This is a genomic window from Proteiniphilum acetatigenes DSM 18083 (genome assembly GCF_000380985.1).
Classification (GTDB): domain Bacteria; phylum Bacteroidota; class Bacteroidia; order Bacteroidales; family Dysgonomonadaceae; genus Proteiniphilum; species Proteiniphilum acetatigenes.
Map to the genome: position 1 here is coordinate 1 of NZ_KB905698.1, position 19,731 is coordinate 19,731.

At 38.1% G+C, this 19,731-nt stretch carries 15 protein-coding genes; all 15 read right to left on the bottom strand.

Features of this window, described 5'->3' with window-relative positions; all coding sequences use genetic code 11:
* Positions 1–146: helix-turn-helix domain-containing protein (locus tag F597_RS23125; RefSeq protein WP_157279115.1), on the bottom strand; the 146-nt coding region annotated here is incomplete at its 3' end.
* Positions 147–1,005: 859 nt separating this feature from the next.
* Positions 1,006–2,109, bottom strand: coding sequence for a glycosyltransferase family 4 protein (locus F597_RS0111850; RefSeq protein ID WP_221406103.1), 1,104 nt, complete (start codon positions 2,107–2,109; stop codon positions 1,006–1,008).
* A gap of 122 nt (positions 2,110–2,231) precedes the next feature.
* Positions 2,232–3,617, bottom strand: a complete 1,386-nt coding sequence (locus tag F597_RS0111855) for a phenylacetate--CoA ligase family protein (protein ID WP_019539964.1) — start codon at positions 3,615–3,617, stop codon at positions 2,232–2,234.
* Positions 3,598–4,764 carry a glycosyltransferase family 1 protein gene (locus tag F597_RS0111860; RefSeq protein WP_139224186.1) on the bottom strand — a complete coding sequence of 389 codons (1,167 nt, stop codon included), beginning with the start codon at positions 4,762–4,764 and terminating at the stop codon, positions 3,598–3,600. Before F597_RS0111860 ends, F597_RS0111855 begins: the two co-directional genes overlap by 20 nt.
* 2 nt (positions 4,765–4,766) lie before the next feature.
* A complete protein-coding gene (locus F597_RS0111865) occupies positions 4,767–6,083 on the bottom strand; it encodes a hypothetical protein (RefSeq protein ID WP_019539966.1) in 1,317 nt (438 codons plus the stop codon).
* 15 nt (positions 6,084–6,098) lie between these two features.
* Positions 6,099–7,187, bottom strand: coding sequence for a polysaccharide pyruvyl transferase family protein (locus tag F597_RS0111870; RefSeq protein ID WP_019539967.1), 1,089 nt, complete (start codon positions 7,185–7,187; stop codon positions 6,099–6,101).
* Positions 7,188–7,198: 11 nt separating this feature from the next.
* Positions 7,199–8,284 carry a glycosyltransferase family 2 protein gene (locus F597_RS0111875; protein WP_019539968.1) on the bottom strand — a complete coding sequence of 362 codons (1,086 nt, stop codon included), beginning with the start codon at positions 8,282–8,284 and terminating at the stop codon, positions 7,199–7,201.
* On the bottom strand, positions 8,248–9,345 hold the full coding sequence (locus F597_RS0111880) for a glycosyltransferase family 4 protein (RefSeq protein ID WP_019539969.1): 1,098 nt from the start codon (positions 9,343–9,345) through the stop codon (positions 8,248–8,250). The genes F597_RS0111875 and F597_RS0111880 overlap by 37 nt, the downstream gene beginning before the upstream one ends.
* Positions 9,346–9,576: 231 nt before the next feature.
* Positions 9,577–11,319 (bottom strand): thiamine pyrophosphate-binding protein, encoded by a 1,743-nt coding sequence (locus F597_RS0111885; protein ID WP_019539970.1) that lies wholly within the window; start codon positions 11,317–11,319, stop codon positions 9,577–9,579.
* A gap of 9 nt (positions 11,320–11,328) precedes the next feature.
* Positions 11,329–12,390 (bottom strand): NAD-dependent epimerase/dehydratase family protein, encoded by a 1,062-nt coding sequence (locus tag F597_RS0111890; protein WP_026327388.1) that lies wholly within the window; start codon positions 12,388–12,390, stop codon positions 11,329–11,331.
* An 11-nt stretch (positions 12,391–12,401) separates the two neighbouring features.
* Complete coding sequence (locus tag F597_RS0111895; RefSeq protein ID WP_245542034.1) at positions 12,402–13,955, bottom strand: MATE family efflux transporter; 1,554 nt, start codon at positions 13,953–13,955, stop codon at positions 12,402–12,404.
* Between the two features lie 91 nt (positions 13,956–14,046).
* Positions 14,047–15,345, bottom strand: a complete 1,299-nt coding sequence (locus tag F597_RS0111900; RefSeq protein ID WP_019539973.1) for a nucleotide sugar dehydrogenase — start codon at positions 15,343–15,345, stop codon at positions 14,047–14,049.
* 22 nt (positions 15,346–15,367) lie between these two features.
* Entirely contained in the window at positions 15,368–16,342 is a 975-nt protein-coding gene (locus tag F597_RS0111905; protein WP_019539974.1) for an SDR family oxidoreductase, read from the bottom strand.
* Positions 16,343–16,387: 45 nt separating this feature from the next.
* On the bottom strand, positions 16,388–18,751 hold the full coding sequence (locus F597_RS0111910; protein ID WP_019539975.1) for a GumC family protein: 2,364 nt from the start codon (positions 18,749–18,751) through the stop codon (positions 16,388–16,390).
* A 30-nt stretch (positions 18,752–18,781) separates the two neighbouring features.
* Positions 18,782–19,591, bottom strand: coding sequence for a polysaccharide biosynthesis/export family protein (locus F597_RS0111915; protein WP_026327390.1), 810 nt, complete (start codon positions 19,589–19,591; stop codon positions 18,782–18,784).
* Between the last annotated feature and the right edge of the window lie 140 nt (positions 19,592–19,731).

The window sequence follows — 19,731 nt, forward strand, 5'->3', positions numbered from 1 at the left end:
TAACCACTTGAGTTAAACTGTTGTACATAGCTGTTAACGGTATTACGAGATATACCAAGTGTAGCACCAATCTTGCGGTTACTAAAACCGTCTTTGATTAAGACTAAAATTTGTTTTATATCCATAGGATCAAGTTTATTTGCCATACCGCATCCCTTTTTTAGGGACAAGATAACTTGATCTTTTCAAAGTGGCACAAATCGAACCGTAAAAAGTGGCACGGTTTGAACCGAAAAAGGTGGCACACATAGACCGAAATCACTGGCACAAATCAAACCGTTTTATCCAAAAAGCGCAAGAAACTGAGAATGGAGTGTTTTCGAGAACAAAAAAAATTCAATGTTCAGCAATAAATTTATCGCACTCTTTTTCACTCATTACCTTAGAGGTTATCGCTTGATATAAAAAGTCCATCGTAGTAAAATTAGGTGATTTTATTTTCTTCACAATTTTTGCCAAGCCTGTAGCAGTAGCAGTATATTGGCATCCAAACAATATTTGGGTGCAGTGGTACTCATCTATATAATTGGGCTTCTAATTTATGAAATTTGTTGACCTGAACATTTAAAAGGTTACTCGCCACAGAGGGTTTAATAAAACCACCACGATAAGAATCGAATACGGTTTGAGTGAAGAGTCTGCCGTTTCGATTTAACTGAAGTAAAAAATAATTAGGATACCCTTCCTTTTCTTTTTGCTTAGCCTTTTTTCTTACTCTTTCTTCAAGAATTCCAGAAAGCCATGGCCAATCTGTTTCTTTAATTACTGATATCTTGTGATCGAAATAAGATTCAGATTCAAAGCTCTGACTAACAATGCAAATAAACTCACGCCAAGTTGTCTAGCGGCCTGAAAAACACTTTTTGAACTTTTGAATGAAGAAAGATCAATACCCAACACTATCTCTTCCGTCATTAAAGCATTCGCGGCAACCTCGTTGCAAAACAATTCTACTGGATGAAATTTATCCTTATCCTTGATTCCTAGTTGTAGTCGACCGATTACCTACAATGTTCTGTAAATATCCAAGTGTTTCCGTATAACCTCATTCACATCAAATTCCGCCTCAGCTTTTTTCCTTCCGGCTTTTCCCATCTCTTCCATTAGTTGCCTGTTATTGATTAATGTCTCCAAGGACTTCGCTAATGCAATACTATCCCGGACAGGCACTTTAAACCCATTTACACCTTCATCGACACAGTCTCTACAACCAATCGCATCGGTGGTAACAATAGGTCTTCCAACAGCACAAGCCTCAATCAAGGTTTTGGGCAAACCTTCCCGATAGGATGGCAGAACAACAATGTGGCACGCATGGTAATAATCTAATACATTGGGGTGATAACCTTCCCAAACGACATAATCATCCTCTTCCCATTCCTTCAAATAGGATTCCGGGACACTTGCCTTATTCTCTTTATCAACCATTCCCAATAAAACAAATTGTATTTTTCCCTTATACTTTTCTTTTAAAAGATCAGACGCCTCTTTTAATTCCCTGACACCTTTATCCCACAACATCCTACATGGCAACAGTATGTTTATCTTGCCGCCTTCAGGCAGAGGAGAAAAAGGGAACCAGTCTAATTCAATACCCGAACCTTTAATTAAAAACGTCTTTAGTTTCTCATTTAAAACATTATTTTTAATCAACTCATTTTTGTCGTCGTTATTTTGGATGATTAAAGACACACTGGGACTATCGAACCCGAACTTCATCAAACGTAGGATTATCTTCTGTACTAATCCCGACCTTTTATTGGTAAACACATACCCCATACCACTAATAGCATTGACTACTTTCGGGATTCTCAATTGCTTCGCGGCGATACTTCCATATACAACAGGTTTTAGCGTAATCAGATGAACGACATCGGGGCGAATGCTTTTATAAAGCTTTTCAAATTGCTTAAACGACATATATTCACTGAATACATTTGTGCCTGATCGCGAAAAAGAAAACGGGATAAATGTAATTCCATTTACAGCAATCTCATCTCCCCTTCCTGTATCCTCACAAGCAACATACACATTCCATCCGGCATTAACCGCAGCTTTTGCTATTACAAGCCGATGGGATATCAAAAACCAATCCGTTGTGGTAATCATCAAAAGTTTCCGACTCATGACACTTTTTCAATTATAGAATCATTTAAATTTTAGCCCCCAAGTCCAATGAAGGATTATGGAACATATAGCGAATAGCGGTTACTATTCTGTTTGGCGGTTAGTCAAACGGGTATCAGATGCTTAATGTTATTCTTCACAATGCGGTATTTTCCACTTTTTTCCACGGGGATTTCCTGAACGTAATTTATGTTCAGTGTCATCGTACTCCCAATTCGGTCTCTCCAATTTTGAATAAAAATATTTTCCACGGATCGATTATACATTTTATCATCTATGACAATGAATATATCGATCGTATCCAATTTGTTTTGTATTACCTGGAAACGAATAATTCCTCGTGTTCCCTTTAATGTATTGGACACATTTCCTAAATTGATTTTTCCGTTTTCCGGAGAATAAATATAGTCGTCTATCCGTCCGAGTATTTCTTTTACGAGAGGATTCTTATTTCCACAATTACATGTTACATTCTCATCCTCCAAGGTTATCCGATCACCAATATCATAGCGGATCAACGGCGTTCCTTCCGTTGTGAAGCTGGTCACGACTGATCTTCCTGAATTGGTCGGTTGATCATTCTCATCCAATACTTCAAATACGCCACTCTGTAATTCCAAATGCAGTTTCCCATTTTCGCACTCAAATATAAACGGCGCACCTTCAGAGGATGCATATTGATTGTACATCCCCGTTTGGAAAAAAGATTCGATTGCTTCTCTCATTTCCGGCGTAATAGTTTCGGCGGTCGGGAATATTGCTTTCGTGACACCTTTAGGATAGGTGTATCCATTTTTCAACCCAAATTTAGCAATCTCTAAAATAGTGGAAGGGAACCCGACAAAGTATTCGGGTTGATATTTTATTAAATCTTCCACGTAATATTTTAAATATTCTTCTTTGATATGGAAAGTCGAATAGTAACGCACATGGTGTATAAAATCTGTTTTCCAGAAGCGATTTTTTTTAATATCTCTCTGCGTTAAAATATTTTTTCCTGAAAACCACGCTGTCTTCCGTCCCAATTCATAACCAAAACGAGAACGAAAATTATCAAGTATTGCATAACGCTCCTGCATATTTTCCGGAGTAAACAACACTTCCAATGATTTTCCAGTTGTCCCACCGGTTTTCATGTGGATAGCATTTTTATCTTGTGTTGTTACAATGTTACCTATATTTTGACGTAAGATTTCTTTATTGATTATGGGGAACTGTCGTATATTTTCAATATTCGTAGCATTAGAAATATCACCTAACGTCTCTTTATAATAGGGAGAGTACTCTATGGTAAATGCAATAAATTTTTTGAACCTCTCTGCCTGATAAGCTCTCAATTCTCCTTGTGATAGGGTACTGTTATTTTGATTTTCTCGCCTATATCTCTTGTATTTACCACCATATCGTGTTTTGTATGCCAGTACATTATACATGACAATCATGCAGTTTTGAAGGAAATGGGGCAAAATACTATATATTTTTTCTTTCATTATTCTCCTTATTAATTTGTCCAAGGTAAAAATTTTGAAGCCTACGGGCATTCTCAATTATATCGTAACCTTTGGCTCTGATAATCTCGCAATTATTCTTTCGCACATATGGCATAGCAGCCAATACTTTTTCAGCCCAATAATCCGGTGATTGTTTGATCGATAAAAACTCAATATTGTCAGTCAGAGCGACTTCACGGGTAATAGTATTGGATGCAAAAACTTTTAGTCCTGCGGCTTGCGCTTCTACCAAAGTAACAGGTAAGCCTTCAAAAAATGAGGGAAACACAAATACATCCATCATTTGCAATAACCGATACACGTCACTCCGCACCCCCAAAAAAACAATATCGTCAATTATATTTAAATCTTTCGCTTTCTGTCCTATTTTATTTTTCAATATGCCGTCACCTAGCAACATCAGTTTACAGTTTGGCTTCTTCTTTTTGATAGAATGAAAGATTTCAAGTAAAAAAAAATGATTTTTTTCTTCAGAAAATCTTCCTGCATGACCTAAAATAAAAACATCTTGCAGGTTTAATTTTTTTCTTAATTCATTTGAAATGTCTTCATCATATTGATATAAGTGAAGGTCTATTGCATTGTTCATAACAACAAACTCATTATCATTGAATAACCATTTTCCTGCCTTTATACCGCATGAAAACAAATGTGTAGCATAGGTGGACACCGTTTTTTTAAGTAACAATTTTATAATTTTCTTTACTTCTTCTGTTTTTTCGAATTTCGGAGTGAAAATGTTTTTCAATTTAACAGGTTCTAAGGCTGTATGAGCATGTGCTATCCTACAGGGAATGCCGTTTAATTTGGCTACTTTCAAAGGAAAAGAGCTAAACGTATTTATATGAGAATGCACTATTTTGTAATTATGAGCCTTAAAAAAATCATTAAGTTGTTTATAATAAAAGAAGGGATTTAATGGATTGATTTCCGGCATACGATAGATATTGCCTCCAAGTTTTTCTATTTCATCTTCAAATACACCCCGCTCTTCTCTGTGAACTAAAAAATCAAATTGTATTTTACTTCGATCTATTTGCCGGTAATAGTTCATTATCATGGATTCGGCCCCACCTCTATTCAAAATGGTAAAGACCTGCAAAACTCTCGGAATTTCATTATTCATCTTCATTTTTCTTTTTGAGATACTTTTCGAGTTTTTATTTCTCCATTCAATTGCACCGTTTTATATTTTTCATTCATCATTAGTGCAAGCATAACCATAAATACCGGTATAATTTTTTGTCTGTGCCGCATAGCGGTTCCGGCATTACTTACCCCGATTCCGAATATGAATGCAACTATTAAAATGATAATAAGAAGCGCGATAATAAGTTTCTTGTTATCAACAAACCATTTTCGGTTCTTAAAGAAATAATAAACAACATAAAAGTAAAACAGAGAATCCATGAAGAATGAAAAAATATCCACTCCTCCCCGCCAATCCATGGGTAAGGGAGAAAATAAAAAGTAAAAAGCCCGAATTGGAGAAAAAAGGGTTAGCTGCATGGGGCTGTTAATGGCCATTCCTTCCAGATAAGCGGAGCCTCCCATCGCAGATGTTACATTCTCATATATGTCTGAAGGATTTTGTAAATTCCTGAATTTAAAAAAAATAGCGTCTCCAAATTGTGTAGCGAAAAGGAATATAAGAACCACTACTGGTAAGAACTTCAATACATTTTGAACGTTGATTTCAAACTTTTGAGTACTCTGGTTGAGAAACAGAAACATGAATAAATAACCCACGGCTACACCTATAACCCCCGAATGAAACATACTGCCAATCCCGAGTAGCAGAAGAGATGATACAAAACTGACGATTGATTGATTCTTATACCATCCCACAAAATACAATAAAGATATGGCAATAAGATAAGTAGGAAAAATCTCTCTTAGTAAAACGCCTGACATGATTAACGAATAAGGAAAAAAAGAGGCTATCGTTATTACAATATAGGCAACTCGACTATTTATTTTTAATTCATCAAGAACTTGATAAATCGTTATTACCGTCATCAAACCTATAAGCACATTCATATATTGAGCTAAAATCCTCATTGGTCCCACTAGAGCAAAGAGTATCCCCAATATTTTAGCGTACACTCCTCCCCTTATACCTGAGAACACCAAGTTCAAGTCTTCAGAAATCTTTATGGCTGTTTGATAATAAAATTCAGTATCGAACCCACTACTCGGCAATACAAATACGGATTTTCCATAGATATCCCAAAGCATCACTAAAAAACGCAATAGAAAAGCGGTTACAATCAGTCCGGAAAAACGGTCGGATGATCCGAACAAAAGAAAAACTGTGACTAGTACATGTAATCCGACAACTCCAAAACCGACTGTAGCATAATCCGTAATAATATTTTTAAAGAATGAAAGAATTAATATTTCTACTAATAAAATCAACCACGATATTCCTAAATTATTCGTCATGCTAAAAAGTACATTTTAATTTTTATTCATTTTTAATGAATTTATCAGAAACGACTTCGATTCGTCAATCCTTCGATTAATTAAATTATTTACCAATTCATACTCTGCATTATTAATAGGTAATATTTCTTTATTGAAATCAGATAATATTCTACTAGATAAGCCGATTTGATTAAGCAAATCATTTATCCTAGCAATGTCAGATGAATAAAAATTTTTATTATACAATATAGAGAATATCGTTCCGTGATAGGAACTCGTAAATATAAATTCAGCATTTTTGATCCAACCTATAAATTCTAAAGGACCTGCTGAATATATCTTTTTCCATTTAGAAGGTGAAAAATCAGAAACTTCTATTTCTATTATTCTTAATTTATTCTTTTTAGATAAATGAATTGCTCTCTCCATAATTAATGGGTCCTTATTCAAATCATAAATAAGTATATACCTATCGGAAATCTTTGGTTTTATTTCTAATAAATCCCATTCTTTTTTTGATAGTAAAAAAACAGGATCTAGTACCAATTTCACATCCCTCCCCGTTAACTTTTGACAAATTAATTTCGTCTTTATTTCTCTTACAGAGATAATATCCAAATTATTTAATAGATTTTTAAATTCTATTTGTTCTTTTTCATCAAAGAAATCATGCTCTCCTATACTAGCTGCATAAGATATATTTTGGGGGGATTTTGGAAAATATCCAAAATATTCTTTTCTTAAACCCTTTGTATGCCGAGGATTCCAAATCTGATCACTTCCACAAACTATTGCATCCCAAATTATATTATCAGCAATTGAGGCTAATTCTAAATACGATTTTTGAAAAGAAATAAATTTTCTCCTTCGTAAATACTTAAAAGGTATTTCAATTATTGTTTTAAAAATCCTATATATGAAATGAAATGGAGATTTTTTTAGCCCCCTTAAATAAATGTTCGGTTTTTTCCATAAATTATAATATTCATCGATTGATTTCACTCTATAATTAATGATACTTGCTTCAAATTTCAAACTTTTAAGAATATGTAATAAAGCATAACTTTGTAATATGGCTCCATAATTATGAGCATTATGAAATGTCAAAATACCTACTTTCATTTTGAGAATTTCTATGATGTTTTTTTGCTTACTTTAAGAGATAAGCTCTGACTTATAAATCTCTGCAATATCACAATTACTAATATTAGATTTGCCTTCCTTTTTTTTACAAGTATCGAGAAAATTTTATTTCTATAATCAACCGGCCTAAAAGTCCGGATACAATTATTTAAATCTTGATTATTCAATATTGATTTAACAATATCTCTTTTATTCTTAAATGATAAAAAACACTCTTTATTGAACATGCTATTAATATAAACGCTTACATTTTTGACATATTCATTTTCTACTTGATTAATATACAAAGGATTCCACCGTTCTATAATAGCCAAGGATTTTTTATATGCCAGATGGGCGGAGTTGATTCTACTAATATCGAATTTCGTAGTAATACTCCCATAACGATGGGACACATAATGATACAATATTGCTGACGAAATATGAATATAAGAAACCTTTTCATATACCTGCAAATTAAAGATATAATCTTCGGACATATTGACTTTTTCAGGGAAAAGAATATTGTTATTTCTAATTAATTCAACTTTATACATTTTATTCCACACAGGATGGGTGAAATTAATCGCGTCCAAAGAAAAAAAATTATTCTTAAACTCAATATTTGAAATATAAGTCATATTATCAGCACTCCTACTATCGCTCGTTAAGTATTTATTATCCAATAATGTATCACAGAAGTAACCATAAAAAACAAGTTCATATTTTTCATTTGATAGAATTACACTTAGCCTCTCTATAGCAGTTTGTTCTAAAAAATCGTCGCTATCCATAAAAATACAATAGTCGCCTGTTAACTTCTCAATACCTACATTTCTTGCATTAGCGGATCCTGCATTTTCTATATGTATTGTTCGGATACGTTTGTCTGATTTTGAATATTCATCGCATATTTTCCCGCTATTATCTGTTGAACCATCATTTACTAAAATTAGCTCCCAGTTATTATTACTCTGATCTATAACACTTTTTACACTTTTTCCCAAGAGCTTCTCACTATTATATACCGGAATAACAATTGAAATAGTGAATATTTCTTTTATTTCCGCAATATGGAATCTATTATTTTGCCCCATTCTTCTATGACTGTATTTATTGAAAATCTTTCTGTCTCAAATAATGCGCATTTAGAAAACTCTAATCGTAGATCCTTTGATTCAATTAAAGTCATTATTCTATTTGCCATTTTTTCCATATTAAAACATTCTACAAGAAACCCGTTTACACCATCCTCTATTATTTCAGAAGGACCTGCTTTACATGCAAAACTTACACAGGGGAGTTTAAATGATTTCGCTTCCGTTAATACGAGCCCAAATCCCTCATATCTGGAGGTTAGCACAAAAATCGATGCTTGGTTATAGAACTCATTTATGTTTTTTACATTCCCTTTCAATATCACGTGATTTTGCAAACCAGAATTATTAATCTTATCTTCAATCTGTTGTCGATCTTTTCCTTCTCCCAAAATAATCCATTTCCAATCAAAATATTTCTTAAGCACAATTTCTGCTATATCAACTAATAAATCAAATCCTTTTTGATAAGTTAGCCGTCCGGCACTTAAAATTATTTTACTTTCGACGGAATATGGGTTTGACCTTTCTTGAATGTCGATCGGATTATAAATTTGATAAATAGGACACTTCGGATTTAATTCTTTTTTTAAATATTGTTTATCCTCTTTGGTTATTGTAACTATGGCATCTGCAAACCTTGCAGAAAGTTTTCTTCCCCAGTCTCTGTATTTTACTCCTAGATTTTCATAATAATTAAAATGTTCCCACGCAATTAATTTTGTTTTTGTATATCTTGTAGCGGGTACACTAAAGACATCTAATATTGTATCGATATCTATCAAAACATCAATCTTTCTACTCTTAATGTAATGCCTCAATTTAACTATTGTCCTTATAGGATTCTTAGAAAAGTTATTTCCCTTCTTATATAGGCTTTCCAGCCGAACTTCCTTATTGATAAAGAAAAAAGGTTCATTATTTACCATCTCAAGACTTAATATGCTGATGGTGTACCGTTCTAATTTGTATAAATTATTTATTATAACCGAAGTAACACGTTCAGTTCCTCCACTACGTGTGATGTCTCCTGAAAAAAAACATATATTTCCGTGTAGCATATTTGACAGTTAAAATTAACATGAGCTCTAACCTATTAAGAGACATACTCTACTTTCATGTATTCGTTTTACGATTTATTTCAACTTTTACAAGCTTATCAGTTTGTTTGCGAAAGGTCTTTGAATTTTAAGTGTTTTGTAATATTTCATATTTTTCAGAGCATAACTTTTCAATCAATGATTATGTGTTATATAACAAAATTATACAAATCAGATATCAGTTTATTGAAATTATCTCTTAACCATTCTTTTTACAATACTGACCCCCTTTTTACCTAATAATTGTTTGGCAAATTGTTTGGCTTGAATACCAGTGGTAACTTCCAAACTTGTGATTATTTCCAGCGCTTTGCTTTCTTCTTCACTTTCTGTAAAAATTTCAAATAACATCGGTTTATCTGTGATTTCAGGAGTTAAAAATCTCTCATACACTTGTTCGAACTCGCTTTTGTTGGAAGCACACATATATTCAAAACCTAAGTTTTGAGAATAATTTTTCACTAATTCCGGAGATTTATTCCCAAAATGTCCTGCAGCTGCGATAAACTCATCAGCATCTTGACCAAATTGAGCCGCTTTGTGATTAAATTGACGAAATTCCGTACCTTTCCCATTATTAACTAATAAAATACGCAGATTATTCCCTACATGGCGATTGCCAATGGCGTTCATATCATAAAAAAACGCCAAATCGCCAATTACCCCGAAGAATAATCTATTTCTGTTTGCAAAAGATGCACCTAACAAGGAAGATACATCACCGTCAATTCCAAATCCGCCTACATTAGAAGCGGATGTAACGGAGGCTGGAAGATCGAAAAAGTTCCACGACCGTAAGCTGTTTAAGATACCGAAGTGAATTGTAGAATCTTTGGGAATCAAATGCGCCATTTTTGATGCCAACCATAGATTGGAAAATGGTAATTCCGGAATTTTCGCCCTTGTGTCATTCAATTGAGATGTACAAAATTGCAAATAACTATCGTTGCCATTATTATTTTCCCGTGCATAATACTCAAAAAAAACAGCCTCTGGCACCTCGAACACATATTCTAATTTTCTGAATGTATCCCTTATTTCACCATCTTCATTTACACGCCATACTTCTTCACCCCCAATTCCTAAAGAAGAATAGTCTCCTGAAATTTCTCCTATATGAATTAATAAATCAGGGAATGATTCAGTCTTATCAAATAATCTCTGCCCGGCCACCAAAGAATATAAGATCCTGTATTTGCCATGATAGTTGCTTGTATGGTCACAAAAAGCGACGGCATTGTTTGCAGCACAGAATCGGTCAATAGCATTGGACAAACGATAACTCATTATTTTATGCGAACCAATGAAAATGGCAATTTTACCATCCGGAAGTTCTGGATATTTTTGAGATTGAGTAATTCGATGGATGGTTCTATATTTTGGCAATTCTTTTACTTCATAATTTGTGCTATACCCGGTGGCAAGATTGATATGGACAGGGCCACCTCCACGTCTTGCCAATTCCAATAAAGCTTTGTTTACTTTTACTTCACAGTCCCATAAATCCTCCTCATCTTTCACCAAAGGCAAATAAACACTATAATTTACAATATCTTTAGGCAAAGAACTTCGGTCTATTACTTGTGCAATATGCTGTCCGACTTTTGAAATAGTCTGCGTTGAGGTAATTGCAAGTACAGGCAATTTTCTATAATAAGCTTCGGTTAAACCGGGGGAATAATTTCTAGATGCTGTAGCTCCTGTGCAACTTAATACGACTGGTTCTCCTGACTCTGCGGATAATCCACATGCTATATATGCAGCTGAGCGTTCGTCTACAGAAGAATATATTTCAAAATATGAGTCTTGTTGAATACTGGCAACAAAAGCCATATTAGTTGTTCCAGGTGAAGCAATTACTTTCTTTATACCATGTTGCTTGAGTAATGAAATTACTATTTGTGCATTTTTTTCATTTGTATAGTAGTTTGCCATAAAACATGCTTATTTTTTGATGAATAACCTATAAAGTAAATATTTAAGTTTCTGTTTAGCTCCCCGAATTTCACTTAGTTCCGTAAACTCATTTGTCCTACGGTCTTTCAGAGCTTCTGCACGCCAATTAATGTGTTTGAATGATGGATGTTTTAGGAACTCTTCTAAACACTTTTTTAGTCCTTCTCGAGTTGAAATGAAATCATGCGTATCTACATATTCGGATATTTTCGAGTTATCGAACTTACGATTAAAAAGCCTGTCATATTTTATCTGATATGTGGCCGGGTGGTAAGAATGAAAATTGTCCATACTATCAAGCATTACTTTCGGAATATATCCAAGATGTTTTTCCAAAACATCTAAATATATTTCTAAAATTTCATTCCAATGATAAGACGGTTGAGAGGTGATATGAAATGTCTCGCCTAATGCTTTCGGTTTGCCGAGTAAGGAGATTATACCTTTTGCAACATCCAATCCATAGGTCATCGTAGTTAATCTGGAATTTATATCTTCAGAAAAGACAATGGTTCTCCCATTCAATGCTCTGTACAACCAATCTTCCTTTTCTAAAATGCCCAATTGAAGCCTTTGATTACTATAAGTTATATAGGGTCTGATGATTGTCCAATTATTTTTCTCCGAGTTTCTTAATATATTTTCTTGCCTGGCCTTGGCTAAAGAATATTCATCTGTAGATAAAAATTCACCATCTTTCGAGACATCAAGTAGCCTTGACGACGTTTCTCTGATTGGTTCTTTCGAATCGGCATATACCCGTGCAGAACTTAAAAAAAGATATTGAGAGGTAGATCCTAAAAGACTATATACTCTATTATTGAAGTCTGTGGTGGAATATACCATGAAATCAATGATTACATCCCAACTTTCTTGCAATATTCTATTGAGAAAAGTATCATTTTTAGCATTTCCATGTAGGTAGCTTACATTTTGAGAAGACTTTCGGATTGCACGAGATGTTATTATAACCTCGTTATCTGTATCTTCTAGTAAATTCACTAAATGGCTTCCCATTGCACCTGTACCACCAAGCATCAAAATTTTCATCACAACCCGATTTAAAAAATTCTCCTAACCTTCATACCGGCATAATTGCGAATTTTTTTTCGCCAATTATTATCCAGACCTATATAATACATAGTAATTGTACAAATTATTGCGCTGGATATAATCACAATAATAGAATACATTATTCCTTCGGACAATGATTTTTGAAGGAGATGGGTAAGTATTGTCGATAAAAAGACAATACTTATTACAGGAACTACGACTTTCATTATAAAAAGCCTTTTTGATAAAGCGATTAAATTACTTACTATGCCCAAGCGGACAAAAAACATTACAAAATTAGCTGCTATGGCTACTACAAATACCGAGTAGGCTGGATATCCCATTTTTATTACTATCCAAGATACAAAGAAAATAGATAATTGAATGATACCTAATGTTAATTCGTAAGTCTTCATTTTACCCGGTGCACGTGCTGCCGTCGTGAGTGGCAAACTAAGAGAAAGAATTAAAGATTCGATGATTGATAATCGTGTAAACAGAACTGCATCTGGCGGGACATCTTTTAACCAGATACTTAAAATCATTTCTAATTCAGACAGTAAAGGCAAAGCAATTATCCACATCAAAAAAAAAGTAAGTTTCGATCCGTTGAAAATAAGCGAAAACATTTCTTCTTTATTATTACTCGAATATGATTTTATGATAGGGGGATAAAGGCTTATATTAAAGTTGTTGGAAAAAACTCCAATATGACCACTGACACTCAATGAAATCGCTCTTGATGCCACTATCACAGGGTTAAAGATCTGGTTGACAAGAATTGTTACAGCTTGATTCCTAAAAACTGTAGTAATTTGACCAAAAAGGGTCCAGCCTGTGAATCCTATTATTTCTTGAATTAAACATTTATCCCAATAAAACTTCTTAAACTGACACTCTTCATATTTACGTAATGCTATTGAAATATAAATTAATGCATTGATTAATGAAACAATAAAAAGAAGAACCCCGTATAATTCCAGTTTATCTGTATCAATACACATCAACAAAAAAACGATCCCCAATTTTAAAATGGCTTCTATGATTGATACATACGCGTAAATTTGCATATCTTCATGTGCAATAATAATAGCCATGAATGGTGATGTAAGAATAGAGGCAGTAAACGTAAATACCGCGAAATGATAGATAAAACGAACGGCCCCAAATCTATCAGGCGGGACTTCCAGTTTCTCATTTACAAACCATAAACCAATCGTTTCCAATAATATTATGGCTATTATTGCAATTCCAATATAGATAACGATATTTACAGAAAATATTTTTCTTAATTGCTCAGTATCATTTTTACCTAAAGCAAAAGAGAAAAATCGTTGCGTGGCCGATGCCATTGTACCATTCAAAAATGAGAAAAGCGTAACAATACCCGCAACCACATTGTAAATTCCATAATCCTCAACGCCCAGTACGTCAAGTACGACCCGAACTGTATATAGACTGACTAATAAAATTAGTATCTGCCTAAAATACAGCATCAACGTATTTTTAACAATACGCTTACTTTTTTGCGATGAATTTGGTTTTGGCGTAGTTTCTTCCAATTTTTAAGACTTTATGATGCCAAGTAATTGTTTTCCTCTGTGTTTGTTTCCGTCATGCTGTTAGCCAATGGTCAATCATTGCTCATGGTTTTTACAACCTCCCGCTCATCCCTCCTTTTAAAACTCCTTTCACATCATATATTATTCCATCCGGTTTCAGGTATTGAAACCAATCCGTATCGAGGAAATCCTTATGCGCTACTGCCAGAACAATCGCATCGTATCGGTTGCTTGCTACGGCAGGCAATTCTTTTAACGATTCAATACCGTACTCATGTGCAACTTCGACGGGATTGGCCCAGGGATCGTGAACGGTAACGGTCGTACCGTATTCTTCCAAGCAGCGAACCACATCTACTGCTTTGGTATTGCGCACATCGGGACAGTTTTCCTTGAAAGTAATCCCCAATACAAGGATATCGGCTCCTTTAATACAAATCCCTTTTTTTATCATACACTTCACTACCTGCGAAGCAACGTACTCTCCCATGGTATCGTTCATCCGGCGGCCGGCAAGGATGATCTCGGGATGATAGCCGTACTCCTGCGCTTTTTGCGCCAGGTAATAAGGATCCACGCCGATACAATGCCCGCCCACTAATCCCGGCTTGAACGGTAGAAAATTCCACTTGGTGCCGGCGGCTTCCAATACATCGTGGGTATCGATACCCATACGGTTAAAGATTTTTGCCAATTCGTTCACAAAAGCGATATTGATATCGCGCTGTGAATTCTCGATCACCTTGGCAGCTTCGGCCACCTTAATAGAGGGGGCCAAATGGGTGCCGGCGGTTATTACGGAGCGATAGAGATCATTTACTTTATTTCCTATTTCAGGGGTGGAGCCGGAAGTGACCTTCTTGATTTTTTCGACCGTATGTTCCTTGTCTCCGGGATTGATACGTTCCGGCGAATAGCCTGCAAAGAAATCCCGGTTAAAAACCAGACCTGAAGTTCTCTCTACGACAGGAATACAATCTCCCTCCGTAGCACCCGGATAAACGGTGGACTCGTAAATCACGATATCGCCTTTACCAATTACGTTACCCACCGTTTCACTGGCTTTTACCAGCAGTGTCAGGTCGGGACGATTGTTTTTATCTACGGGAGTAGGAACCGTTACAATATAGATATTGGCCTCCCGGATATCATTGAGGTCGGAAGAGCAGTAAAGGCCATTGTTACGGCTGCTAAAAGGATTTTCCCTTACCAAAGCAGATTGAAGGACTTCATCTTCTACCTCTAAAGTTTGATCATGCCCCGCCATCAATCCATCCACTCTCTTACTATTGATATCGAAACCTACTACGGGATATTTCGTGGCAAACAGGCGGGCCAAGGGCAATCCTACATAACCCAAACCGAGTACGGCTATTCTTATTCCTTGCATATATGCATACGTTTATTTCAAATCAAAGGTTGTTCCAGTACCATTTTACAGCTTCTCTCAGTCCGTCGCGTACACTGTATGGCGGATCGTAACCTAACAACCGTTTTGCTTTATCGATATTGGCCAAAGAATGCGGAATATCTCCTGCCCGGTTAGAACCGTGGATGATTTCTATTTTCCGAATTTCGGGGTCGAACTCACCAAGATATTCTTTCAAGTAGGCCGCTAATTGGTTGAGGGTGGTTCTTTCGCCGTAAGCAGTATTATATACCTGGTTGATCGCTTCGGGGTTGGTTGTTTCCATCGCCAGCAGGTTCATCCTGATCACATTGTCAATATAAGTAAAGTCGCGGCTGTACTCCCCATCACCGTTAATGACAGGCGACTCATGCTGCATCAGTTTTTTTACAAAAAGAGGGATCACGGCGGCATATGCCCCATTGGGATCCTGTCTGCGGCCAAATACGTTGAAATAGCGTAAGCCGATACATTCCATTCCATAGGTTCTGGAAAAGACATCTGCATACAATTCATTCACATATTTGGTGACGGCGTAGGGCGACAACGGCCGCCCTATCTTCTCCTCTGTCTTGGGCAGCATTTCACTGTCGCCATACGTGGAGGAACTGGCGGCATAAATAAAGCGCCTCACCCCGGCATCGCGGGCGGCAACCAACATATTCAGAAAACCCCACACATTGACCTCGTTGGTAGTGACCGGGTCTTTGATGGAGCGGGGAACGGATCCCAAGGCCGCCTGATGGAGCACATAATCGACTTGCTCTACTGCCTTACGACAATCATCCATGTTCCGGATATCCCCTTCCATCAACCTAAAATGAGGATCGTCCAAATAGGATTGGATATTCTCCCGTTTTCCCGTGGAAAAGTTATCGAAACAGATCACTTTATTTCCTGAAACCAGTAATTCTTCCACCAGATTGGATCCGATAAAACCGCCGCCGCCGGTTACCAGGATAGTTTTATCACTTATCATGTTTACCCTTTTCTCTATTATTGTGCCGCATCTTCGTTCAACACACTACTCTTCATCGATGTACCCTGATCCGTAGCCGTAAGCATAGCCGTAGCCATAACGGGCGCTCTCCCGGTCGGTCCCGTTCAGGATCAGCGCCATGTTTTTGTACTTATGTGAAGTATAAAAGTTTTCAATTTCAGGCAACAGGGCGCGGTCGAGCAATCCGGCACGGACAATAAAGAGCGTCATGTCCACCTGTTTATTGATGATAGAAGCATCGGCCACGATCTCTACCGGCGGGCAGTCGATGAAAATATAGTCGTATTCGTCCCTTAACTGCCTGATCAATTGCCCCCACCGTTCGTCGAACAGCAATTCGGTGGGATTGGGAGGAATGGTGCCCACAGGGAGCACGTCCAGATTCTCACGGTTTCCGCTGTTTACAATAATGGATTGCCAGTCGCCCACCTGATGCCCCAGATAATCGGCAATGCCGGGTTTGGGCGACCGGACATACTTGCTGAGCAACGCCTTGCGCATGTCGAGATCGATGGCAAGTACTCTTTTCCCTTTCACGGCGAAACTGGCGGCCAGGTTCATGGTCATGAACGTTTTTCCGCTATAGGGATTCATCGAAGTGAGCATGATCACTTTAGCGCCGTTGTCCTTTACCGACATAAATTCAAGGTTGGTGCGCACCACCCGGTATGCTTCGTTGATGATATTACGGCTTCTCTCCCTGACCATGATCGCTGGCGGATCTTCTTTTTTCCGTGAGACCTTATTACTCTTCTTCCCTTTGCGGTACATCGGTATTTCACCCACAAACGGGATGGTCATCCCTTCCAGGTCTTTGCGCCCCCGTACCGTGGTATTGGTCCTCTCCTTCACCACAAAGAAGATCAACGGCAGCAATGTCCCGGCCAGCAACGCGACTAACAGGAGGAAGGGCCGCCGGGGTTCCGTGGAGTTGAGCGGTCCGTGCGGAGGCATGATGATACGGGTATTGTATGCCGTAAAAGCCTGCGAAAGTTCGTTCTCTTCCCGCTTCTGCAACAGGTATAGATACAAAGCTTCCTTCACTTTCTGCTGGCGTTCCACTGAAAGCAGGTACCTTGCCTGGTTGGGATTGGAAGCGATCTGTCCTGTCACACGCGCTTCCTGCTTCTTTACATTGTCGATCTGGGTATGCAACGACGCGACCAGGTTGTCCACGGAACGGATCACCGCCTGCCTCATATCGGCCAATGACTGGGTCATATCGATGACCAGCGGGTTTCTCTCGCTACTATTGGATAACAAGCTGTTGCGCCGCAATAACAGGGCATTGTATTCGCCAATCTGCCCTTCCAGGTTGGCATTATCGATACCCGAATTGGCGGGCAACAATCGGTCGCCGGACTCATCGCCCAAATTCCCACGGATCTGTTCCGCAATGGAGAGCCGGTTATTAAGCTCTAAAAGTTCTCTCCCGCTCTCGGCATATTGTGACAGGTACATACCCGATACCGCATTTACATCAGGGAGTATATGCTCGCTTTTATAACTCGAAATATCCTGGTCCACGTCTCCCAGTTCATGCTCGATCACATTGAGCCTTTCGTTGATAAACCGCGAGGTGCTGATGGCGATCCGGTTCTTGTCGTTCATCCAGTCCTCATTGTACACGGCGATCAGGGTGTTGAGGATATCTTCCGCCCGCCGGGTGGACTGGTCCTTGATACTCAGATCGATCACGGTGGCGTCTTTACTTCCCAGTACGGCCTGCAACGCATTCGAATATCCGTTTACTACACTTTGAAGGGCTCTTTTAACAAAACGTACATCAGCATTATTCCCCTCCTCGTTGTAATTTGGCGTAGGGGTGACCATCACCACACCCACGGGGGTAACAATGGTATCGGACAAGGCACCTTCAATCTCTCCAGAGAGAGGTTTTCCTGAACGGGCAAAGTTGGACAATTCCACTTTTTTCCCGGGCTGGAAAACTATATCGAATTGAAGGGATTGTGAGCCTGGGTCTTTCAAAGTCACCAGTACAGGTGATTCTTTATAGAGATCGACTTTCCTTAAACCGCGTTGGACGATATATCTCTTATCAAGATCGAGCCGGAGAACCACTTCCTTCATCAGGGAAGGAGATTTCAAGGTAATCAACTCGTTATTGACGTTGGTGTTGGACCTGAAAATACCCAGGTCTTCGAACTCCGCAACACTTCCGGCAGATGTCCCGCCCTTGGAGTCGTCCTTGACAAGTATGGAAGCGGTACGGGTGTATATGGGCGGCGTAACCAGCAGATAAAGCGCCACCACCACCAGGGCGGCCAATACACTTGCGGCAAACCAATACCATTTGGAGATAAATAGGTGGAACAAGTCCTGGATCCGGATAAAATCGTCGGCCTGCTTTTGTTTTTCGAAACCCATACAATTAAATGAAAAATGAAAAGTGAAAAATTATTTGACCCTGACAACCAGCACAGCGATGGAGGTAAGGAGAGATGCCAGCGAGATCCAGAAGGAGGTGGAACGCACGTTATTGCCGTTAACCGTGGATTGGCGCGCCCGCACAGTATTGGGCTCTACATATACCACGTCGTTCTGCTGCAGATAGTACACCGGGGAACTATAGAATTGCCCGGCGGAGGTGAGGTCTACCCGGTAGGGCACCTGCACACCCTGCTCCTCACGCAGCACATACACGGTTTCACGTTTTCCGTAGATGGTGAGGTCGCCCGCCATGCCGATCGCATCGAGCAGGGTCATCCTGTCGCGGTCAATGGCAAACCTCCCGGGCCTGTTCACCTCGCCCAGCACCGAAAAACTCAGGTTCATAAATTCAACGGTCACTACCGGATCTTTAACCAGGTCTCCGGTGATAAGCGTGTGTTTGATATGCGCGGCGATCTCCGTGCGTGTCAATCCCTCCACATGAACCTTTCCTACGACCGGAAAGTCGATATCGCCCTGCTCATCGACCGTATAACCAGATATTTGCTGGGAACCGGAACTTTGAGACACTCCGGAAGACATACCGATCCGGTGTGACACAATGGGAAGGTTGAAGAGGTTGGACAACTCCGCATCCTTGCTATTCACCACGATGGATATCTTGTCATTGGGACGTACCTTTATTTCCAGTGGGACGGCTATTTGTTCCGCCACACCGGGTTCCAGATCCTGGAAATAGCTGATTTTCCCTACGGACATACATGAGCTAAAACATGCCACTGCTATGATCAGCACCAAAACATAGTAAGTCTTTATTCGTTTCATTTGCAAGATCGATATTCAAATTGATTCCGTAAATACAGATGTCTTCAAATCTTATCGAAAACATTCAATAATTATTCAAATTTACTTTATAAATGCAGATATTTGAATTTTATTCCATTATTTTAAATGCC